The sequence below is a fragment of the Mesorhizobium sp. Cs1299R1N3 genome, from assembly GCF_037179625.1.
GTDB classification, from domain to species: Bacteria; Pseudomonadota; Alphaproteobacteria; order Rhizobiales; family Rhizobiaceae; genus Mesorhizobium; species Mesorhizobium salmacidum.
This window is the reverse complement of sequence record NZ_JAPYKQ010000015.1, coordinates 103,260-124,011: the sequence shown is the minus strand read 5'-3', so window position 1 is coordinate 124,011 and position 20,752 is coordinate 103,260. Positions and strand designations below refer to the sequence as shown.

Here is a 20,752-nt window from a genome sequence, read left to right as displayed (position 1 = left end):
GCTCGCGAAGATCATTGGAAAGAGGTCGAGTCATCAGATGCTGGCCTCCATTCCAGCCAGCATCTTGAATCACAAAACCGACTGATCCGGAATCCCTTCGATTCCATCAACTCGTGAACCGCTCTAGAGCGGTTCAGCGTTTGATAGACTCGCTGACCCGCTCTAACTCTTTGCTTTCACGCAATTCCCTAGGGAAAGCGCTACGCGCTTTTCCCGGAAAACCGTTACACACTTTTCCTGGAATTGCTCTAGCAGCGGGTCGTCGAACAGATCCCTCAAGCGGTTCAATTGTGCACTAACTGTCGGCTGACTTAGGTGGAGGCGACGGGCCGTCTTTGTAACGTTTTGCTCCAACAGCAACGTTTCCAGTGTGGTCAGCAGATTGAGGTCGAGGCGCTTGTTATCCATCGGATTGATAGTACTCCAGAACGGTGGAAATATCCATCATAGCCGAGAGCACGAGACTTCCGCCCCGCCTGCGCCGCTGCCCGCTATCTGATCGGCTAGCTCAGCCTTCGCGCCGCTACAGCACCGAACTCGCAGCCCGTGACGGAGTACGGCATCACGCGCTGCGCCACCGAGGCCTTTCTCCTTGAAAATGCCCTTGTCAGCCGCGACCGCCGCATTGGCGCAATCGGTAGTCGCCGTGCAGCCGACGATAATCTTGTCTTGCGCGCGAGCGCGGTCGGTAAAAGCGTCAGTACGGACGAAAGCGCTGCAACTATCACTGCGGCGGATTGCATGATATTCATCTGTTCCCCCTTGCGAGCGGTCCAACGCCGCGCTTTTCATTTCTCCTCCCATGAGGCTGCTCGCAGAGACGAATGCTTTGTTGCCTAATGTAACTCTCATCGCAGTCCTCGAAAGAAGGCGCGGACTTCTTCGGCAAGTAGCTCGGGCTGCTCCAGTGCTGCGAAATGTCCGCCTTTCGGCATGACGCTCCAGCGTCGCAGGTCGGTGAATACGCGAGCCGCGGCGGCTTGCGGCGGCCTGAATATCTCGTGAGGGAATTCAGCATAACCGGTCGGAACGGAGATCTTTCCCCCTGCGGGCAAGATCTCCTCCGAGCCATGCAAGCGAGCATAGTAAGGCCAAAATGACGAGCCGATGGCGCCTGTGAACCAATAGAACGCGATGTCGGCGAGCATGCGGTCACGCTTGATCGCGCGTTCGACCTCACCGCCGCAATCCGACCAAGCACGGAACTTTTCCACCATCCATGCCGCCAGACCTGCGGGCGAATCGGTCAACCCGAAGGCAAGCGTCTGCGGACGAGTACCTTGAATCCACTGATAGCCGGTCTCCTCGCGCACCCACTTCGCACGTTCAACCAAGTAACGCTTCTCGTCCTCGCTGGGGTCGGGAAAGGCAGATGGATCACGGCCTGCCGCCGGCATGAAATTGATGTGGATGCCGATCATCTGATCAGCATAGGCAAAGCCGAGCCGGCTCGCGACAGCGGCGCCCCAGTCGCCGCCTTGCGCGCCGAACTTCGCAAAACCAAGCACGTCATGCATGAGGGCGATGAAGCAATCAGCCATTTCCGGGACGTCGAACCGCCTTTGACCAGGCTGGAACGAAAGCCCGTAGCCAGGCAACGACGGGGCCACCACTGTGAAGGCATCGCGCGCATCGCCGCCGAAACGCGCGGGATCGGTGAGGCGCGGAATAATATCGAGGAACTCGAACACCGAGCCGGGCCAGCCGTGCAGCAGCAGCAGCGGCATCGGATCAGGACCAACCCCGGGTACGTGTAGGTAGTGCAGGTCAATACCATCAAGCGCGACGTAGAATTGCGGAAAACCGTTGAGCGCGGCCTCTTCAGCCCGCCAGTCAAACTCGTCGCGCCAATATTCGGTGAGCTCGCGCAGGTAAGAGACATCGGTACCATAGGCCCACTCGGTGCCCGCAGCCTGATCAGGGAACCGTGTACGGGCGAGACGTTCGCGGAGATCGACGATGTCAGGATCGGGGATATGAAGCGTGAATGGAGAGGGTTTCATGGTTATCTCCTAGTCACTTTTGGGATGTCGAAGTGAGCCAAGCTCGAAGCCTGTGAACATCGGATACGTTTTTTCGGGATCTCCAGATGGATCTGTGTTCGAAATCCCTCCTGACGATTAAGGTTCCGGCGCTCTACGTGCGAGTAAACGACCGGCGAGCGACCGAGATTCACTCGCTGAGACCAAAAGCCCTTTTTTCGCCGTCCCAACCGGTCTTGATCAGGAACTGCTCCCAGGTGAGACTGGAGGGATTGATCCGCCTGCTCCACGAGAGATCCCGGTCTTTCCGGAAATATCCGTATTCGACCGCGTATTCCGCCATGCCGATGTTTTCTCGAACGAGCTCGGGATTTTCCCCGAACTGCGGAAAATGACGAACCAGCTCATCAGGGGTGTAGGCTGATGCATACACAGCCTTTTGGCCCGTGACGCGCTTGAAGGTGTCGATCATCTCGGCCGGTGATAGAACGTCCCCGATGATCGGTAGCGTTTGCCCGGCATAGATGTCGGGATGGTCGAAGATTTCCAGAACGGCTGGCCCTGTCGCCGTCAGCGGATCGACGAAGGGTGCTCGGAAATGCTCCGGCAGATAAATGGGAAAGACGAGCGTGTCGCCCTCCTTACGCGGGGTATAATATTCGAGAAGGTTGGTGTAGAAGAACGCGAGCTCGACGAATGAGCTGCGAACAGGAAGACCCTGGATATAAGCCCCGACGCGCGCCTTGTCCGTGAAATGCGGCGCGAACTTCGATCCTCCGGTGATCTCATCGACGTTTTCCAGCGTGCTGAAGACGATGTGATCAACACCCGCCTCTACGGCGGCATCCGCGAGATCCCTGCCGATATCGAACTCGTAGGTAGCTGGAGGGGCGACGACTGGAGTCATCAGGAAGGCGCCCTGCGCTCCCCGAAACGTGTTCACAAAATCGCTCCTGTGGTTGATCGCAAGCGGCACGGCGATGAGCTCAGCGCCCTGCTCGGCCAGCTTGAGAGCCGCAGGCGAGTCTGTACGACTTGTCAGCGCACGAACGTGATACCGTCCACTCCCCAACAACGACTCCGTCACGCTCCGGCCCTGCTTGCTCAGGCTGCCTGCGACGACAATGGTAGGCTTTTGATCAATCGACATGTGTATCTCCATCACTTTCCTGGAGCAGCGCAGCACGGCGCTCCCTGGAGATTTAAATCGCAACCCATAGGCATATGTGAAATCGATTGATTTATACGCTACTATCCAGGCCATGGATATGAGGCGCATCGATCTCAACCTCCTCGTCAGTCTCGAAGCTCTGCTTGTCGAGCGCAACGTCACAAGGGCCGCAGCCCGGCTACATATGAGCCAGCCGGCGCTCAGCGCGCAACTGAACCGCCTTCGCGACCTGTTCAAGGATCCCCTGCTCGTGCCGGCGCATCGTGGCATGGTGCCGACCGCCAAGGCCCTGGAGCTGATCGGACCGCTTCGAGTCTCGCTGGATCAGCTCCGCGGAACCCTCCAGGGTCATGACAGCTTTTCTCCTGCAACAGCCGAACTGACCATCTCGATCGCGTGTACCGACTACGTCGAGGCTGTGGTGGTGGCGCCTCTTATCGTGGCGCTGCGCGAAAGGGCTCCGAAGATACGCCTGGCGGTGCACCGATTTGCGCCGACAAGGTTAGCGCAGCAACTAGCCGATGGCGATGTCGATCTGGCCATCGCCACATCGGATGCCGGGCAGACTCATCTGCGTACCCGGCATCTGTTCGAGGAGAGCTATATTCTCATCGGTCGCCCCGGCCACCCGCGGATCGAGGAAGGGGCGACTGCAGCCGGGTTCGCCCGGCTTGAACAGGTGATCGTTTCGCCTTCTGGCGGCGTATTTTCCACGCCGGTGGACGTCATCCTGGAGGCCCTCGGTCACTCCCGCGCCGTTGTCGCGTCTGCCGCCTCTTTTCTCGTTATTCCGAGCGTCGTCGCCAGCAGCAACCTTGTCGCCCTGGTGCCGCGACGCCTGATGCGGAGCCGGCTGGCTGAGGTCGCATGGATAGACGTTCCGTGGCTCTCGGAGCGCTTCCAGGTCGAGCTCATATGGCATGAGCGGACGCACGGGCATCAGGGCCAGCAGTGGATCCGCGAGCAAATCCACGATCTCGTCGTCGCTGATTAGGGGCTGATCGCCGTCGTGGTGTCGCTTGCTGCCGCCGCGGCTGCTGGACTTGCCTTCGGCGGCCATGAGAAATCATCAGCGCGACCTGGGGAGGCCTCCGGTGCCTTGCCCTCGATCACCAGCCGTTCCCCGGGAAGAGCTGGATTGGCTTTTGGCGGCGGGGCAGCGCCGAGCAATTCCGTGCCGCCGTCGAGCGCGGGATCGCTGAGCAGCATGGGTTGGGTGCGATCGATGACGATGGGCGCGGCCGCCGGAGCCGGTGCTTCGACGGGTGCGCCCGCCGGCGCTGCCGTCGGTGCCACGCTTCCCGGCGCTGCCAGTCCAAGGATCTTCAGCAGCGGCTTTTCGGTGTAGAAAGCGAGCTTGCGCTTGCCTGCCTTGGACACGTTGATGCCGTCATCGGCGCGTAGCCGCACGGGCTGGCCGTTCATGTCGGGGCCGCTGGTAATGAAGGCGCCGTTCTCGTCGACGAAGCCGTCCCAGACATCGACGAATTCGCCGCCGTGGCTTTCGGCCGCCTTGTGGTAGATATCGTTGAAGGCCAGCATGTCCGATGTCATCTTCGGCACCCGGAAGGCCGGCATGCCGACCCACAGGAAAGGCACCTTGGCGGTGGCGATCGCCTTGCCGAACTCATCGGTACGGCGTTCGTATTCCTTGGTCCAGTTTTCGGAGCGAGGCTGCTCGCGCACGTCGCCGACCTTCATCTGCTGGCGGTCGTTAGACCCCAGCATGACGACCACCGCGGCGGGTTTTTCGGTTTCGATCAGCGATTTGATCTGTTCGGGCCAGTTGTAGAAATCATCGCGCACGAAGCCTGACGAGCCATTGCCGCGGACAACGATCCTGACACCGGTATTCTCGGCGAAGGCTTCGTCCAGACCCTCGGCGAGGCCCGTCGCCATGAAGTCGCCGACCACCAGGACGGTGCGGGCGTCCGGCGCCTTTTCGACCACGGGCGTTGCCGGCTCCTCGGGTGGACGAGGCGCACGAGGTTTCTTCTTCGGCTTAGGCCTCGCCTGCTGGATGTCCGGCGGTGGCTCGATCCGCTCGCTGCGGCGCGGAAACAGAAGGTCGCGCAACGACCAGCCTCTGCTCTGCTGCGGCTGCTCCTGCGCCATGGCAGGGGCATGAACGGCGCCGGCCACGGCAATGGCGAGCATGGCGAAGGCCAGGATCAGCACCGGCATGCGACGAACGAACGTGCCGATGCGCGCAGGCCAAACCAATCGCTCCCTCCCTACTCAACTTCGTCAGGCTCTATTTCTGCCTGAGCCATTTCAGCACTTCCAAGCTCGGATAGCCATCCTGGGTCAAGCCGACCTTTGCCTGATAGGCCATGATGGCCGTCTTCGAGCCGTCGCCGATCTTGCCGTCGAATTTGCCATCATAAAGGCCATGCTGGGAAAGTCGCTTCTGCAACTCCTGCCGTTCCTCGAAGCTGAGCTTGGTGAAAGGCCGGTTCCAATCCTGGACCAGGCCGCTGCCGCCGGCGATCTCATCGGCAAGCAGACCAACGGCCAGCGCGTATTTGTCGGCATTGTTGTAGGCCTTGATGACAGAAAAATTCCTGACCATCAGGAAGGCTGGTCCGCCACGCCCGTCCGGCACTTTCAGCGTCGCCTTGTCGGTGAGGTTCTTGAACGGCTTGCCGCTGGCCCTGACGACGCCGAGCGCCTGCCATTGTGCCAGCGTCTTCGATCCGCCCGGCAATTTGCCTGCCGGCAACGTGACTTCGTAGCCCCAGGTCTTTCCGGCCTGCCAGCCATTCTTCTTGAGCAGGTTGGCTGATGTCGCCAGCGCATCGGGAATGGAATTCCAGATGTCGCGCTTGCCGTTGCCATCCATGTCGACGGCATAATGCTGGTAGCTGGTCGGGATGAACTGGGTCTGGCCCATGGCGCCCGCCCAGGAGCCCATCAGGTGGCTCTCGTCGATATCGCCGGTTTGCAGTATCTTCAGCGCCGCGACCAACTGGGTGCGGGCATATTTCGAACGTTTCGCGTCGCCGTAGCCCAAAGTCGCCAGCGAACGGATGACGTTGCGCATGATGTCGTCGCGCTTGAGGATCTCGCCATAGTTCGATTCCATCGACCAGATGGCAAGGAGAACGTAGCGGTCGACGCCGAACCTTGCCTCGATCCTGTCCAGCCAAGGCTTCCACTTTTTCGCCATCTGCTGACCGACGGCGACGGACTGATCATGGACGCGGTTGTCGAAATAATCCCAGGCGGGGGCGGTGAATTCGGGCTGCGTTCGGGCCTTTTCCAACACCACCGGATCGGGCTCGTTGATAGCCCTGAAAGCCTGGTCGTAGACGGAGCCGGAAACGCCGCCCGCCACGGCGGTGGCGCGGAACCCGGCGACCCATTGCCGGAAACCGGCGTCGGCGAAAGCCGGCCCGGTCGGCATCAGCAAAGCGAGCGAGAGGCTGGCCGCCGTCATGACGCTGGCGAAACGTTTTGCGGCATTGCGAACGGACATCTTTTCCTCCTTCTCTGTCTCAGGAAAGACCATTCATCGCCGAACCGGGTTAGGAATTAGTTTACCATAGGCGTCGCCTGGAACGAAAAAGACACCTGGGTGCTTTAACCGGTGGAAGTTTCTCTCAGTTGCCCCAGTAATCTTCAATTCCGGCGTGAAAATGTCGCGAGACGGGGATTGCGGAGCTGGCCAGCAAACGGATAATTGAAAGCATGAAGAGAGTTCGCAAGGCAGTTTTCCCGGTCGCCGGTCTCGGCACGCGGTTTCTCCCGGCCACCAAGGCCGTTCCCAAGGAGATGCTGACCGTCGTCGACAGGCCGGTCATCCAGTATGTCGTCGATGAGGCGCGCGAGGCGGGCATCGAGCATTTCATCTTCGTCACCGGCCGCAACAAGGCGGTCATCGAGGACCATTTCGATATCCAGTTCGAGCTCTATGACACGCTGGCACAGCGCGGTAAGGACGAGCAGCTTGCCCGCCTGCAACGGCTGCAGCCGGCGCCGGGGCAGACCAGCTTCACCCGCCAGCAGGTGCCGATGGGTCTCGGCCATGCCGTCTGGTGCGCGCGCGAACTGGTCGGTGACGAGCCGTTCGCCCTGTTGTTGCCGGATATGATCATGCAGTCGGAGAAGAGCTGCACGAAGGCAATGGTCGAGCTCTATGAGGAAACCGGCAACAACATCATCGCCGTGCAGGAATGCGATCCGGCAGAGGCGCATAAATACGGCATCGTCGGGCGCGGCGAAGACACGCATCACGGGTTCCGCATCACCGAAATGGTGGAAAAACCGAAGACCGGCACGGCGCCGTCCAATCTCTACATCAACGGCCGCTACATCCTGCAGCCGGAAATCTTTGGGATTCTGGAAGGGCAGGAGAAGGGCGCCGGCAACGAGATTCAGCTCACCGACGCGATGCTGAAGCTGGAGAAGCAGCAGGCCTTCTACGGCTACCACTATCAGGGCCGCACCTTCGATTGCGGTTCGCCGGAAGGTTTTGTCGAGGCCAATGTCGCCTTCGCGCTGTGGCGCAGCGACATGAATGAGAACATGGCCGGCGTCATCCGCACGCTTCTCGACGAGGTGAGCCCATCCGAGCGCCGCGGGGCCGCGTTTTAGTCACCGCACTTTCGTCATCCTCGGGCAAAGCAGGAGCGTAGCGACGTCGCGGAGACCCCAGGATGACGAAGCTTATACGCCTTTAGCGCTGCACTTTCACGCCGAGGTAGATGCTGTTGGCGGTGTAGTCGCGGCCGGGCAGGTTGCTGGTCAGCTTCTCGGTTCTCACCCGGGTGGTGAGGCCGGCATACCGGTTCAGCCACCAGGTCAGTCCGGCCTCCGCGCTCAAGATCCTGTCATGGCCGTCGATGCCGACATAGTCGCGCCAGTCCAGGCCCAGAGCCGCATTCGCGGTAAGATTGGATCGGATCACACGTTCGCCCGTCAGGCGTCCGGAGTAGAGGATATCGCCGCTTTCGCCTGACGTGGTCGTGGTCTCGACAGTGGTCTTGCCGGTCAAGCCGATCATGGTGCCGCGTTGCGGCGACCATTTGACATCCGCGTTGACGGTGGCCCCAGAAATCGCTTCCAGGCTCTTGTCGTCGACCGCTTCCCTGAGCCAGCCGGCCGAGAATTCACCCGACAGCTTCTCGCCCATGTCGAGTTGCAGGCCCGCGCGGGCGCCAAGCCGCGTCGAGGAGCGCTCGAAGCCTTCAGTGTCGACGCGCCGGTCGTAGGCCCGGCGGCCGACCTCGATTTCGGTGAAAGGCGTGAGCGCCGGGGAAATCTCGTAGCCGGTGCGCAAGGTTGCTGTGTAGAGCGTGTTGTCCTGGTCTTTCTGCGACAGCGAGGTGCCGTCCGAGAGCTCGGCGTCGCCATAGAAGTCGTGTGAGACCGCCCCGGTCAATGTGTACTGCATCTTGCCGACCGCCTTCTCGACGCCGATGCTGCCGTCGATCGACTGCCGCAGGGGCTGGGTGCTGACGCCGGCGATGGCATCGGGCGAAGACGCGGATTCCGGCACGGCTTCGTAGCCGAGCTTGGCGATGGCGCGCATTTCCTTGTCGAGGTCGACATTGAGCTGGCCTTCGATGCGGCCCTGCGCATCGTGAACCCGGTAGCCCGACACCGTTTCGCGGAAAATGCCGTAGCCGTCGATGGTCGCGGAGTTTTCACGCCAGTCGGAAGCGGCGGTAAAGCGCAGCGCCGTCTCGGACAGCAGCGCCGATGTGCCGGCACTGCTCGAGTCGCCGTTCGTCGTGGCCGTCAACCCCTGTTCGATGGTCGGCCGGATGACGAAGGAGCCCCATTTGACGCCGGTGGCGGCGAACGGATCGTCCTCGGGTTTCTTGTTCCGGCCCTCGATCGCAGTGGTGCGCTCGGCGCCAGCGTCGAGTTTCTGCCTGTCCGCACTGTCGATGGTGAGTGCACGGCGGTTGGCCGCGTCCTGGTCCGCCGCGATGCCGTCGGTGTCGTCCGTTCTGGCCGTCGTGGCAGTGGTGGTTGGATCCGTAGCCGCCGTAGTGCTCTTTTTCTTCTTCGACTTGTTGGTCGCCCTGTCCTTTGCCTTGTCGGCCGCATTCTGCCTGGCGGTCGAAGTGCGGCGCGGCTTGGGCGGCGTGGGCGCATCAGGGGGGGTATCGTCGCTAGCCTGGGGCGGGTCGAAGACGCTCGTGGTCGAGTTCGCGGCGTCCGTGTCGTCGGGCACGGCGCTGGCCGGCAAATAGGTGCGCGCCGGCGCATTGTCCCGCGCGTCAGCGCTGGCCGCCGTTTGCTGGGCGAGAACCAGGCTTCCCGCCTTGCGCTGCTGGTCGGACAGGATCGCCGATTCGGATACTTCTCCACGCAGTTCCGTTTCCTGGGCATGGAGGGGCGCAGGGCGCAGCAAGGCAAGGATGCTAGTCGCCAGCAGCAAGGCGCAGGCCGCCTTGTCCCGTCGTCCTCTCAATTTTTCTGGCTGGACCCCGGACATCGCCACCACTGCTCGCGCGGCGCATGCGCGCCATACTTACCGAACCGTAAATGGGGATGGTTAATGGAGGGTTGAGGCGGCACGCATCACCCCCGGCTCAAAACGCGATTTCCGCGGGCGACAATGCGGGTCCGGGTCGTGCCCTCTGTTTTGATCCTTGTCGTTACTCCAACCGCCGCACACTCGACCTTGATGCCGGAGGGCCATTTCCGTTGGACAGGCGGGCGGCAAAGCGCTAATCGCATCATCCATGCATGCGAGACCTCTCGATAAGAAGCCTCTGGACAGGCAAGCGTCGATCGAATCGGCGCTGAGAACGGTGGCAACCGAACAGGCCGGGATCGCGGCCCTTGCCGAGGCACTCGAGAACGGACTGGCAGCACCCTTTGCCCAGGCCGTCGAGATGATCTCGAAGATTGAGGGCCGGCTCATCGTCACCGGTATCGGCAAAAGCGGCCATATCGGTTCGAAAGTCGCGGCGACGCTGGCCTCGACCGGCACGCCGGCCTTCTTCGTCCATCCCGTCGAGGCCAATCATGGCGATCTCGGGATGATCGCCAAGGACGATGCCATCATCGCGATTTCGTGGTCGGGCGAGAGCAAGGAGATGATGGGCATCGTCGCCTATTCCAGGCGTTTCTCCATCCCGCTCATCGCCGTGACCTCCGGGGAGACGTCGGCGCTGGCGCGCGCGGCCGACGTGGTGCTGCTTTTGCCACGCACCCCCGAGGCATGCCCGCATGGCCTGGCGCCGACGACATCGACGCTGCTGCAACTGGTCATCGGTGACGCGCTGGCGATCGCGCTGCTCGAGGCGCGCGGCTTCACGCCTGACCATTTCCGCACCTTCCATCCCGGCGGCCAGCTCGGCGCCAACCTGACCATGGTCTCCGAGATCATGCGGGCCGGCGACCAGATGCCGCTGGCTTCGCTCGGCACCAAAATGCCGGAAGCTGTGATGACATTATCGCAGAAGAAGGTCGGCTGCGTTCTGATCGTCGACGCGAATGGCGAACTGGCCGGGATCATCACCGACGGCGATGTCGCGCGCAACCTGCACCGCAACCTGGCCGACGTCATCGTCGACGAAGTGATGACCCGCACGCCCAAGACGGTCGACCCGCAGACGCTTGCAGGCACGGCCATCGCGCTGCTCAACGAGCACAATATCGGCGCGCTGGTGGTGACCAGGAACAACATGCCGCTGGGCGTGGTGCATTTCCATGACCTGCTGCGCATCGGCGCCGCCTAAGGCGTGTCGGTATTCAGGTCAGGCCGAGCCGAGAACGACAGCCTCCTGCGCTTCCCAGTTCTACTGCGTCGCAGTAGAACTGTGCTCACGGACTTAATGCCCGCTCCGCTCCGGTTCTCGGAGGCCACCATTCTCGGCTCGGCCTGACCTGAATCTCAACACACCTTGTGCCGGTGCTATTCAGGTATTGGGGGTCGGAAACTCAGACCTGTTCCACCGTCAGTTCCAGGTCGGTGTCGGCAGCGGCGGTGACGCGCACCTGTGTGCCGGCGGGCAAATCCGGGCCGGAAACCCGCCACAGCGTGTCGCCGAGCTTGATGCGGCCGCGGCCGTCGCGGATCGGCTCGGCAAGCGTCGCCATCCTGCCGATCATCTGCGCACCACGGCGGTTGAGCAGCGGCTGGTCGCTCGGCTGGTCGTGTCCGCCCATGAGTTTCTTGCCGGCAAAGGCTGAAACCAGCGACAGCACGAGGAATAGCAGCACCTGGACCTGCCATGTCCAGATGGCGGCATCCCAGATCAGCAGCGACACCGCGCCGACGATGAGGGCGGCGATGCCGATCCAAAGCATGAAGAAGCCCGGCGCGATGACCTCTACCACCAGCAGCACGAAGCCCAGAACCATCCAGTTCCACGGGCCGAGTTCAGAAACGATGCGGTCGATCATGAGAGTGGCCTATCTCAATTCTCGCTCGGCCGGACCACCGGCGGACGTGCTGCCTGCCTTTGCGCACCGGTCGTGCCTTCGCTGCGGAAGACTTCCTTGGCGATTTCGCCAATGCCGCCAAGTGAGCCGATCAGAGACGACGCCTCGAAGGGCATCAGCACGATCTTGCTGTTGGTGGCGGTGCCGATCTTGCCCAGCGCCTCGGTGTATTTCTGGGCGACGAAGTAGTTCAGCGCCTGCACGTCACCCTTGGAAATCGCTTCCGACACGACCTGGGTAGCGCGGGCTTCGGCTTCGGCGGAGCGTTCGCGCGCCTCGGCATCGCGGAAGGCGGCTTCCTTGCGGCCCTCGGCTTCGAGGATCTGCGACTGCTTGAGGCCCTCGGCGGCCAGGATCTGCGCGCGCTTGTTGCGCTCGGCGGTCATCTGGCGGCCCATCGATTCGATGAGGTTGGCCGGCGGGTTGATGTCCTTGATCTCGACGCGGGTGATCTTGATGCCCCACGGGTGCGCCGCCTCGTCGACGACGCGCAGCAGGCGCTCGTTGATGGCGTCGCGGTTGGACAACAGCTCATCGAGGTCCATCGAACCCATGACGGTACGGATGTTGGTCATCGTCAGGTTGAGGATGGCGTTCTGCAGGCCGGCAACCTGATAGGCGGCCTGTGCCGCATTGAGGATCTGGTAGAAAGCGATGCCGTCGACACCGACGATGGCGTTGTCGCGCGTGATGATCTCCTGGCTCGGAACATCGAGCACCTGTTCCATCATGTTCATCTTGGCGCCGATGCGGTCGACGAACGGCGTGATGAGATTGAGACCGGGGCTCAGTGTCTTGGTATAACGACCAAAGCGTTCGACGGTATAGTTGTATCCCTGCGGAATTGTCTTGATGCCTTTGAAGAGCACCAGCACGACAAGCGCGACAAGAACAACGACCGCAATATCGAAACCACTGAAATCCATTTGGCTCTCCCTCAGAGGCAGGCCACGCAAGCCATTCCCGCGCAGCCAACTTCACCAAAGACTTAAGTGTGTTTCAAGAACGTTACAATCAGGTGATGAGGGATTGTTTGCGAGTATGCACTCAGCGGTTGAAGGCAAACAGGCTTGCATCCGTGTCTTCAAGCCCGTCGATCGACGCCGAGACGATCTCGGCGGCGATCCGTGAGAAGGTGATGCCATTGCCGCCGTAACCCAACACGGCGTGGATGCGCGGGTGCCTGGGAATGGCGCCGATATAGGGCAGGCCTGACGTCGTGATGCCGAAGGAGCCGGCCCAGGCAAATTCGGGCCTGACGTCGAGATGCGGAAACATCAGGCCAAGTTTTGCGGCGATACGTGCGCTCTTGTCGCCGATCAGTTCATCGCGCCGCGTCATCGTCGATGAAATCCTCGTCCTCGCCGCCGCAGATGACCCTGCCGTCGACCGTTGCCCTGACGTAGAGATAGGGATCGGAAGCTTCCCAGATAAACGCCGCGCCCGGCCAGAGTTTTCGCGTTTGCGGGCGGGTTGCGATCGCCCATGTCGATATGACCCGGTGAGCAGCCGCCGGCACCATATCGACCAGTTCGTAACCCGTGGCCAGGACAACATGCCGTGCCGTGATGGCGGGGCCATCCCTGGTTGCCACGATCACCTCGTCGGCACTGTCCTTGATTGCCGCCGCTTCGACCGGCGTATAGAGACGTGCCTTGCGCTCCTGGGCCTTGAGTAGCAACCCGGCCGTCAGCTTGCGCGGGTCGAGCGCGATGTTGCCATGGCTTAGGATGGCGCCGGCGCGATCGATGCCGAATGTTTCGGCCAATGGCGTCGGTGTGAGATAGGTCGCGCCGATGCCGGCCATCTGCCGCGCCTCGGTTTCGTCCCGGAGTTCCGAGGGGCCGAGCGCGGTACCGGCCAAATAGAGCGATTGGGTGCGGCTCATGCCGCATTTGATGCCGAGTTCGGCGATGCGGGCGGCGAGATTGGAAATAGCCAGCCGCGAACGTCGCCAGGCCTGCCGTGCCTGGGCCTTGCCAATCATCCTCGACAGAGCCGAAAGCGGCTGGTCGATTTCGAACTGCACCAGCGCCGTGGTTGCCGCCGTCGATCCTTTCAGCGGCCCCCGCCGGTCGATGCAGATCACGGAGTGACCATCCGCTGTCAGCGCCTCGGCCATCATGGCGCCGCTGATGCCCATGCCGACGATCAGCACATCGGTCTTGACGTCCCGGGTCAGACTGCCCGTCGGCACCGCGGGCGCCCGATAGGCGGACCAGACGGGCCGGCCAGTGCTGAGGTCGAGTTTGCGGAGCATTGAATTCTCCGGAGGCGCTGCTCAACGCTTCGGAGCTTGTGTTGTTCCGGCGTCAGACCCAGCCCGACAGTTCGCGCCGCACCATTGCTTCGATCACCGCCATGCCCTCGGGGCTGTCGTTGAGACATGGTATGTGGGCGAAGTTTTCGCCACCGGCATGATGGAAGGTCTCGGCTGCTTCGCGGCCGATCTCGTCCAGCGTCTCGATGCAGTCGACGGAAAAGCCTGGATTGACGATGGCGATCGATCTGATGCCGTCCTTGGCCAGTTTCTCGACCGTCTTGTCGGTGTAAGGCTGCAGCCACTCCTGCGCGCCGAAGCGCGACTGGAAGGTGGTGATCAGCTTGTTCTCGTCCCAGCCGAGTTTCTCGCGCAGCAGCCGCGTCGTCTCCAGGCAATGCGCCTGGTAGGGATCGCCCTTGTCGGAATAGGGTTTCGGGATGCCGTGATAGGAGGTGATGACCACCTCCGGTTCGAAATCGAGCGTCGCCAGATGCCGTTCGATCGAACTGGCGAGCGCTTCGATGTAGACCGGCTCGGCATAATAGGGCGGCACGCTGCGGACGGCAGGTGCCGCGCGCATCTTCATCAACGCCCGGAACAGCTGGTCGTTGGCGGTTGCCGTGGTGGTCGCCGAATATTGCGGATAGAGCGGAAAGCTCAGGATGCGGTCGCAGCCTTGCGCCACCAGCCTTTCGGCGACGCTTGATGTCGAAGGGTTGCCGTAACGCATCGCCCAGTCGACGATGACATTGGGCAAGTCGCGCAATGCCCCGGTCAGCTTTTCGGACTGCGCGCGCGTGTAGGTGCGCAAAGGCGACTCGTTCTTCTCCCGGTTCCAGATCCTGGCGTAGTTGGCACCCGACTTCTTCGGCCGCGTGGTCAGCACCAGCCCATAGAGGATCGGATACCAGATCGCCTTGTTGAGCTCGATAACGCGTGGATCAGACAGGAACTCCCTGAGATAGCGCCACATCGGCCTGAACTCGGTGCCGTCTGGGGTCCCAAGGTTGACCAGCATGACGCCAACCTTGCCGGCCTTGGCCGGCGCGTGCCCCGCCGTCGCGCCGACCGGCTTGACCGTCTTGGGGTCGACAACATTGGTAGGCGTCATAAGGGTTCTCCGGAGACGGCGTGAAACTAGCGATGGCGCGCCGCTTTTCAATGCTGCGTCTGGCCGCACCATACCGCCTTTCCGTCTGGAAAAAGAACACCCGCCAGGTTTCCCCGGCGGGTGTTCTCGCTGGAAGCGAAATGAGGTTACTTCGCGGGGATGGTCAGTGTCGCGCCCGGCACAAGCCGATGCGGCCTTTGACCCTTGTTCGCCTCATAGATGAGTTTCCACCTGGTCGCATCGCCATAGGCTTTCTTTGCCAGATCCCAGTAGGTATCGCCGGCCACGATGACATGGCTGCCGGTGGCTGGCGCGGCTTCAGCGGGCTTTGTCGGTTCTGCTGGCGCCGCCGGGGCGGGAGCGGCAGGCGCGGGGGCGGTCTCGGCAGGCTTTGCCGGTTCGGCGGGTGCCGGCGGCGGGGGTGCCTTTTCCGTCGATATGGCTGGCGGCGTGTTGGCGATATCGCCTGAGTTGGCAGGCAGTTCAGGCATCGCCGGTGCGGCCGGTTTGGCGGCTTCGGCCGGTGCCGGCGCTGCCGGTGCGGTCTCCGCGGGCTTTGCTGGTTCGGCGGGCTTGGCCGGCTCGGCGGCGGGAGCTGCCGCTGTCGTCGCGGCGATCTCGGTGATACGGCCGTCGAGCTTTGGCGTATAGGGCCGGTGCGCGCCGAGATAGTCGGCGACGACCTGTTCGAGGCCAGGGCCGTAATCATAGGCATTCCTGGCCTTTTCGGCGAAGACCTTGTAGCCGTCGCCGCCCTGGCGGACGTAGTTGTTGGTGGCGACCAGATAATCCTTTTCGGGATTGATCGGCGTCCAGGCGCCGTTCTCCATCACCTCCACCGACTTCACGCGGCCGGCATTGGGCGCGACCGACTTGTCGAAGGAATATTTGAGGCCCGCGACCTGCGGGAAGCGGCCGGCGCCGTCCTCGATCTGGCTGAGACCGCCTTCGAGCCCGGCGACCAGATCCTTGCCGGAAATCTGGAAGGTCGCCAGCGTGTTCTGGAACGGCAGCACGGTCAGCACCTCGCCCATGGTGACGGTGCCCTTGTCGATAGAGGCGCGCAGGCCGCCACCGTTGGAGATGACGATCTCGACGCCCTGTCCCTTGACGCGGTCGAGGATGGCGTCGGAGACGAGATTGCCCATCTCGCACTCCTTGGCGCGGCAGCTTTCGCGGCTGCCGTCGATCACGTCGGTGGTCTCGGCCACTTCCTTGTTCTTCAGGGCCTCGATCGGCGCGCCGAGTTCCTTGATGCGGGCGAGCACCGCGGGATCGGGCGTGATCGACTTGTCGAGATAGATCGGGTCGCCGCTCGCCGATTTGACGACGCCATTGTCGTCGAACACCACCTTGAATTCGCCGAGATATTTCGAATAGGACGCCGCCTGCACCACCGGAACCTTGTAGCCGCCAGGGTTGTCGACCATCGTCGGGTAGGGGCCAGCCGCCTTCGGATCGGTGTTCGACAGGAGCGTGTGGCTGTGGCCGCCGACCACGACGTCGATGCCGGGGATCTTGGCAATGATGTCGCGTTCCCTGTTGTAGCCTATATGGGTGACAGCGATGATCTTGTTGACGCCTTCTCCCTTGAGTTTCTCGACCTCGGCCGTGATCGACTTGACGTCGTCCTCGATTGTGATGTTGGGGCCGGGGGAGGCGAGTTCGGGCGTGTCGTTGGTGACGGCGCCAATGATGCCGATCTTCTGGCCGCCGACCTCGATCACGATCGACGGCTTGACGCGGTCGCCGAGCTTGGACTGCGCGTTTGCCTTGACGTTGGCGCCGAGCACCGGGAATTTGATCATGTCGAGGAAGGGCGCAAGGGCGGCTTCGCCGTCGTCGAACTCATGGTTGCCGAGCGCCATGGCGTCGAACCTCATGTCGTTGAGGAACTCGCCTTCGACCTTGCCCTTGTACGTCGTGTAGAACAGCGAGCCTTGGAAATTGTCGCCGGCGCTGAGCAGCAACACGTTCTGGCCTTCCAGCTTCTTGCGTTCCTGGGCGATGGCGGTGATCAGCCGGCCGGCGCCGCCGATGCACTCGCCCTTGGTCTCCTCCTCGGCAGAGCAGGTCGACTCATATTTGTTGTTGCCTTCGATGCGGCTGTGCCAGTCATTGATGTGCAGGATGTTCAGTGTGTAGTCGGCAAAGGATGCCCCGGCCGACAGGCCAAGCGTCGACGCGGAAAGGGCGGCAATGGCGGCAAGCTTCTTCATCTTCGTCTCCCGGTAGGCTGATCATAGGCGTCTAGCGCCCTTGCTTGACTGGGATTTACAGCCAGCGTTTCGATCATGTTCCCATCGCGTTCCGGCTGACGCAAGCGGAAATGCCGGTGGTATTTCCAGGCGCAAAATGCGGGGGATTGCCGGCACAAAAAAACGGCGACCAAGCGGCCGCCGTCCTTTGTGACTGGAATGTTCGCCGGGTTCAGGTGCGCCGCGTCAGCACGAAATTCTGGCCGGCGGAGCTGGTGCAGTTGAGCTGGCTCGTCGACACCATCAGGCAATTGAAGCTCACCGGGGTTTGGCGGATCAGCGAGGTGCCGTTGATCTGCACCGACGTGGCGCCGGTCATCGTGTAGCTGCCGTCGGCAAGCTTCTGTCCCGTGTCGGTGGCGACGGTCGTGAAGGTGCCGCCGGTGAAGGTCGACAGGCCGGTGCCCTTGGCATCGATCCAGGAACCTTCGACGCCTTTCGGCGCGGCAGCCATCGGCGGCTGGTCGGGACCGCTGGTGGCACAGGCAGCAAGCATCGAGGCAAGGGCACCCGCGATGCCTATCGAAAGAACTTTGCGCGCAATCGTCATATGAAATCCTCTCCAAACGCGTCGGTCCAAAAATCGGGCCGATTTCTGGGAAGCACGACGCGAACGTCCAAAGTGCTGGGGTATGCTTCAAGCGTCCGACGGACGCACATCGCCACCCCAGGCCGCATCCCTTCAATCGCCCGATTTCCGGGCGATTGCAAGGCAATGGCACATGGTCCGGGTGATGCTATCGGACGAGGATGTTGCGGAATTGCCACGGGTCGCTGCGGTCGAGGTCTTCCGGGAAAAGGCCCGGGCGTCTGTCGAGCGGCGTCCAGTCGGTATAGTATCCCTTGACCGGTCCGAGATAGGGCGACTGCACGTCCAGGCAGCGCTTGTAGTCCATCTCGTCGGCCTCGACGATGCCGGCGGCCGGATTTTCCAGTGCCCAGACCATGCCGGCCAGAACCGCCGAGGTGACCTGCATGCCGGTGGCGTTCTGATAGGGGGCCAGCTTGCGCGCCTCGGCAAGCGACAGCTGGGAACCGTACCAGTAGGCATTCTTGTCGTGGCCGTAGAGCAGGACGCCGAGTTCGTCGACACCGTCGACCAGTTCGTTCTCGTCGAGCACGTGGTGCACCGGCTGCGGCTTGCCGGCGGCACCGAACATCTCGTCCAGCGACAGCATGGCATCGTTGCAGGGATGATAGGCGTAGTGGCATGTCGGGCGGTATTGAACCTTGCCCTTCTTGGAGTGCACGGTGAAGAAATCGGCGATCGAGATCGCCTCGTTGTGCGTCACCAGCAGGCCATATTGCGGTCCCGGCGTCGGGCACCAGGAGCGCACGCGGGTGTTGGCGCCAGGCTGCTCCAGATAGATCGCGGCCTTGGAGCCGTGCTTGTGCTTCTTGCCGTTCTTGGGCATCCAGGTCTCATGCGTGCCCCAGCCGAGCTCGGCCGGCTGCAATCCCTCGGAGATGAAGCCCTCGACCGACCAAGTGTTCCAGAACACATCCATCGGCTTGGGCTTCTTGGTGCGCTGGGTGTCGCGCTCGGCGATGTGGATGCCCTTGACCCCGGCCTTCTTCATCAGTTTCGCCCAGCCCTCGCGGTCTTCCTGCGCCGGCTCGGAGAACTCCATGCCAAGATCGGTGGCCAGATTGACCAGCGCCTGCTTGACGAACCAGGACACCATGCCGGGATTGGCACCGCAGGTGGAGACGGCGGTGGCGCCGCCGGGCTTGTCGTGCTTCTCCTTGAGCAGCGCCTCGCGCAACGCATAGTTGGTGCGGCTGGCATTGTCGGCCTTGGCGTCGAAATAGAAGCCAAGCCAGGGCTCGACGACAGTGTCGATGTAAAGCACGCCGAGCTTGCGGCAGAGCCGCATCAGGTCCACCGAGCCGGTGTCGACCGACAGGTTGACGCAAAAGCCCTGGCCACCGCCATTGGTCAGCAGCGGCGTCAAAAGCTTCTTGTAATTCTTCTCGGTCACCGCTTCCTGGACGAAGGTGATGCCGCGCTCGTCGAGCAGCTTGCGATCGGTATCGCGCGGATCGATGACCGTCATGCGCGACTTGTCGAACTTGAAATGGCGTTCGATGAGCGGCAGCGTTCCGTGTCCGATCGAACCAAAGCCGATCATCACCACGGGGCCGGTGATCTCACCGTAAACGGGCCAGTTTTCATTCGCCATTTTATCGAGCACTCCTTCAACTGCGTGCAAAAGCCCGGCAACGACGTGCAAAGACCGAGCAACCACTTGCAAAAACCGGGCATTTTCGCTCAACGGCCATGCGCTACATCACAGATCATTGTCATAAACCAGCGAAAACCGCCAACCCGCGACTACGCGTCCTTCGCCATGTGGTTAAGGACAGCAGTCAGCCGATCGCGATCCGACGTCAGGCCCTTGTAGTCAAGCTGCGTCTGGTCCAGCGCATTGAGCTGGTCGGCGAAGGAGACCGCCAGCGTTGCCCGTTCCGGGTGCCGCGCCAGCACGGCGAGCGGGTCGAGATGGATGCGGACGGTGAACAGGACATCGCGCGAAGCCGGCAGTTTGCGCAGCGTCTGACGTTCGACGCGGATGAAGGCGTGTGCCTTGACGTCACCGTCGCGGAAACGCGTCGGCCGGCTGGTCGCGCGGTCGATGCGCTCGACATTGGACAACGGATGGTAGAGCGCGTCGCCTGACTGGATCGACCAATTGTAACGCTCGACGGCCTGGCCCTGGAGGCCATCGAACATCCGGTTGATGAGATCGGCCGGCCTTGTGCCCGGGCCGAAGCCCGGCACCGGCTCGTGGATCCGCTGCAGCGGCCTGCCGAATTTTTCGGTGAGCGCCCAGGACGAAGGAAAGCACAGCGAACCCGCGGCCAGACGCCAGCCGTCTTCGCCCCGCCGCATGAGGATCAGGTCTTCCTGGACCAGCAGTGAGGCCGCGACCAAGGGAGCGCCGATGAGGCTGGAAGGGATGGCGGGATGGCTCGTCGCGCCCACGACCGCAACGCCCGCATCGCTGCGCCGGTGGGTGTCGGGAAATCTTTCCGGCAGGTAGGCGCCGAGCAAGTCGAGCACCTCTTGCTGGGCAGCGCGCGTGCCGTCCTCCTCGACGAAGACGCGCGCGGGGATTTCGTCATAGAGCCGGCGCTTTTCGGCGAGATAGGGCAGCAGGTGACCGTCGACCTCGATCCAGTTCGCGGGGTCGAGCGGCTTCAGCCCGATGGTGAAGAGTTTCGACGAGCCGTCATACGGCGTGTGGGTAGGTTGCCGGAAACTCATGCCTCTTTGAACGAGCCCAAACCGGCGGCGGTCATCCGCGCTGTGAATTCGGTGATGTCGTAGTCGGCGGCGCCCGCCTGGGCGAAAGGATCGGCTGCCAACCTGGCATCGAGAACTTCGCGGGAGCAGCGTGCGATGGTGACGCCGCCGGTTCTTGGCCGCTTGGGCCCGGACGCAACGAAGATGCCTTCGGCGTAACAGGCTTCCAGCCATTCGATATGACCTGGCGCCAAGCGGTCGATCTCGGTGAGCGGCACCTTGTAGTTCAGCGACACGACGAACATTGCATTCTC

17 protein-coding genes and 1 pseudogene are annotated in these 20,752 nt (G+C 62.3%); 3 read left to right on the top strand and 15 right to left on the bottom strand.

Features of this window, described 5'->3' with window-relative positions:
- Positions 1-162 precede the first annotated feature (162 nt).
- The 3 genes from O7B34_RS32230 to O7B34_RS25515 form a co-directional block, all read right to left on the bottom strand.
- The gene (locus tag O7B34_RS32230; RefSeq protein ID WP_442920997.1) at positions 163-408 is read right to left on the bottom strand and encodes a helix-turn-helix domain-containing protein; all 246 of its coding nucleotides are present in this window, start codon (positions 406-408) and stop codon (positions 163-165) included.
- A 440-nt stretch (positions 409-848) separates the two neighbouring features.
- The gene (locus tag O7B34_RS25520) at positions 849-2,003 is read right to left on the bottom strand and encodes an epoxide hydrolase family protein (protein WP_337148624.1); all 1,155 of its coding nucleotides are present in this window, start codon (positions 2,001-2,003) and stop codon (positions 849-851) included.
- A gap of 169 nt (positions 2,004-2,172) precedes the next feature.
- Entirely contained in the window at positions 2,173-3,132 is a 960-nt protein-coding gene (locus tag O7B34_RS25515; protein ID WP_337148623.1) for an NmrA/HSCARG family protein, read from the bottom strand.
- A 118-nt stretch (positions 3,133-3,250) separates the two neighbouring features.
- Between O7B34_RS25515 and O7B34_RS25510 the strand changes: the two genes are divergently transcribed.
- Entirely contained in the window at positions 3,251-4,147 is an 897-nt protein-coding gene (locus O7B34_RS25510) for a LysR family transcriptional regulator (RefSeq protein WP_337148622.1), read from the top strand.
- Here the strand turns inward: O7B34_RS25510 and O7B34_RS25505 are convergent.
- Positions 4,144-5,376: an SGNH/GDSL hydrolase family protein gene (locus O7B34_RS25505; protein ID WP_337148621.1), complete on the bottom strand. Its 1,233-nt coding sequence runs from the start codon at positions 5,374-5,376 to the stop codon at positions 4,144-4,146. The genes O7B34_RS25510 and O7B34_RS25505 overlap by 4 nt on opposite strands.
- A 31-nt stretch (positions 5,377-5,407) precedes the next feature.
- On the bottom strand, positions 5,408-6,631 hold the full coding sequence (locus tag O7B34_RS25500; protein WP_337106046.1) for a lytic murein transglycosylase: 1,224 nt from the start codon (positions 6,629-6,631) through the stop codon (positions 5,408-5,410).
- 212 nt (positions 6,632-6,843) lie between these two features.
- Here O7B34_RS25500 and galU point away from each other — a divergent pair, with 212 nt between their 5' ends.
- Entirely contained in the window at positions 6,844-7,749 is a 906-nt protein-coding gene (galU, locus tag O7B34_RS25495) for a UTP--glucose-1-phosphate uridylyltransferase GalU (RefSeq protein WP_032936280.1), read from the top strand.
- 82 nt (positions 7,750-7,831) lie between these two features.
- Here galU and O7B34_RS25490 read toward each other — a convergent pair whose 3' ends face one another.
- Positions 7,832-9,601, bottom strand: a complete 1,770-nt coding sequence (locus O7B34_RS25490) for an outer membrane beta-barrel protein (protein ID WP_337148619.1) — start codon at positions 9,599-9,601, stop codon at positions 7,832-7,834.
- A gap of 250 nt (positions 9,602-9,851) precedes the next feature.
- Between O7B34_RS25490 and O7B34_RS25485 the strand changes: the two genes are divergently transcribed.
- The gene (locus O7B34_RS25485; RefSeq protein WP_337131849.1) at positions 9,852-10,853 is read left to right on the top strand and encodes a KpsF/GutQ family sugar-phosphate isomerase; all 1,002 of its coding nucleotides are present in this window, start codon (positions 9,852-9,854) and stop codon (positions 10,851-10,853) included.
- A gap of 202 nt (positions 10,854-11,055) precedes the next feature.
- On the opposite strand, the gene O7B34_RS25480 is transcribed toward O7B34_RS25485, so the two are convergent.
- The 9 genes and pseudogenes from O7B34_RS25480 to O7B34_RS25440 form a co-directional block, all read right to left on the bottom strand.
- Positions 11,056-11,520: an NfeD family protein gene (locus tag O7B34_RS25480; protein WP_027146255.1), complete on the bottom strand. Its 465-nt coding sequence runs from the start codon at positions 11,518-11,520 to the stop codon at positions 11,056-11,058.
- A gap of 14 nt (positions 11,521-11,534) precedes the next feature.
- Positions 11,535-12,485 (bottom strand): SPFH domain-containing protein, encoded by a 951-nt coding sequence (locus O7B34_RS25475; RefSeq protein ID WP_027146254.1) that lies wholly within the window; start codon positions 12,483-12,485, stop codon positions 11,535-11,537.
- Between the two features lie 121 nt (positions 12,486-12,606).
- Positions 12,607-13,819 (bottom strand): annotated as a pseudogene (locus O7B34_RS25470) (NAD(P)/FAD-dependent oxidoreductase).
- A gap of 52 nt (positions 13,820-13,871) precedes the next feature.
- Positions 13,872-14,933 carry a ferrochelatase gene (gene hemH / locus O7B34_RS25465; protein WP_337148618.1) on the bottom strand — a complete coding sequence of 354 codons (1,062 nt, stop codon included), beginning with the start codon at positions 14,931-14,933 and terminating at the stop codon, positions 13,872-13,874.
- A gap of 146 nt (positions 14,934-15,079) precedes the next feature.
- Positions 15,080-17,152, bottom strand: a complete 2,073-nt coding sequence (locus tag O7B34_RS25460; protein ID WP_337148616.1) for a 5'-nucleotidase C-terminal domain-containing protein — start codon at positions 17,150-17,152, stop codon at positions 15,080-15,082.
- A 211-nt stretch (positions 17,153-17,363) separates the two neighbouring features.
- On the bottom strand, positions 17,364-17,741 hold the full coding sequence (locus O7B34_RS25455) for a hypothetical protein (protein WP_337148615.1): 378 nt from the start codon (positions 17,739-17,741) through the stop codon (positions 17,364-17,366).
- A 187-nt stretch (positions 17,742-17,928) separates the two neighbouring features.
- A complete protein-coding gene (locus O7B34_RS25450) occupies positions 17,929-19,374 on the bottom strand; it encodes a homospermidine synthase (protein ID WP_337148614.1) in 1,446 nt (481 codons plus the stop codon).
- A 152-nt stretch (positions 19,375-19,526) separates the two neighbouring features.
- A complete protein-coding gene (locus O7B34_RS25445; RefSeq protein WP_337148613.1) occupies positions 19,527-20,459 on the bottom strand; it encodes a heme-dependent oxidative N-demethylase family protein in 933 nt (310 codons plus the stop codon).
- Entirely contained in the window at positions 20,456-20,743 is a 288-nt protein-coding gene (locus O7B34_RS25440; protein ID WP_337148612.1) for a YciI family protein, read from the bottom strand. The genes O7B34_RS25445 and O7B34_RS25440 overlap by 4 nt, the downstream gene beginning before the upstream one ends.
- Between the last annotated feature and the right edge of the window lie 9 nt (positions 20,744-20,752).

Excerpts from the sequence above, each read along its gene's own strand:
- O7B34_RS32230 (WP_442920997.1), bottom strand. The coding sequence starts at position 408 with ATGGATAACAAGCGCCTCGACCTCAATCTGCTGACCACACTGGAAACG.
- O7B34_RS25520 (WP_337148624.1), bottom strand. The coding sequence starts at position 2,003 with ATGAAACCCTCTCCATTCACGCTTCATATCCCCGATCCTGACATCGTC.
- O7B34_RS25515 (WP_337148623.1), bottom strand. The coding sequence starts at position 3,132 with ATGTCGATTGATCAAAAGCCTACCATTGTCGTCGCAGGCAGCCTGAGC.
- O7B34_RS25510 (WP_337148622.1), top strand. The coding sequence starts at position 3,251 with ATGAGGCGCATCGATCTCAACCTCCTCGTCAGTCTCGAAGCTCTGCTT.
- O7B34_RS25500 (WP_337106046.1), bottom strand. The coding sequence starts at position 6,631 with ATGTCCGTTCGCAATGCCGCAAAACGTTTCGCCAGCGTCATGACGGCG.
- galU (WP_032936280.1), top strand. The coding sequence starts at position 6,844 with ATGAAGAGAGTTCGCAAGGCAGTTTTCCCGGTCGCCGGTCTCGGCACG.
- O7B34_RS25490 (WP_337148619.1), bottom strand. The coding sequence starts at position 9,601 with ATGTCCGGGGTCCAGCCAGAAAAATTGAGAGGACGACGGGACAAGGCG.
- O7B34_RS25485 (WP_337131849.1), top strand. The coding sequence starts at position 9,852 with ATGCATGCGAGACCTCTCGATAAGAAGCCTCTGGACAGGCAAGCGTCG.
- O7B34_RS25480 (WP_027146255.1), bottom strand. The coding sequence starts at position 11,520 with ATGATCGACCGCATCGTTTCTGAACTCGGCCCGTGGAACTGGATGGTT.
- O7B34_RS25475 (WP_027146254.1), bottom strand. The coding sequence starts at position 12,485 with ATGGATTTCAGTGGTTTCGATATTGCGGTCGTTGTTCTTGTCGCGCTT.
- hemH (WP_337148618.1), bottom strand. The coding sequence starts at position 14,933 with ATGACGCCTACCAATGTTGTCGACCCCAAGACGGTCAAGCCGGTCGGC.
- O7B34_RS25460 (WP_337148616.1), bottom strand. The coding sequence starts at position 17,152 with ATGAAGAAGCTTGCCGCCATTGCCGCCCTTTCCGCGTCGACGCTTGGC.
- O7B34_RS25455 (WP_337148615.1), bottom strand. The coding sequence starts at position 17,741 with ATGACGATTGCGCGCAAAGTTCTTTCGATAGGCATCGCGGGTGCCCTT.
- O7B34_RS25450 (WP_337148614.1), bottom strand. The coding sequence starts at position 19,374 with ATGGCGAATGAAAACTGGCCCGTTTACGGTGAGATCACCGGCCCCGTG.
- O7B34_RS25445 (WP_337148613.1), bottom strand. The coding sequence starts at position 20,459 with ATGAGTTTCCGGCAACCTACCCACACGCCGTATGACGGCTCGTCGAAA.
- O7B34_RS25440 (WP_337148612.1), bottom strand. The coding sequence starts at position 20,743 with ATGTTCGTCGTGTCGCTGAACTACAAGGTGCCGCTCACCGAGATCGAC.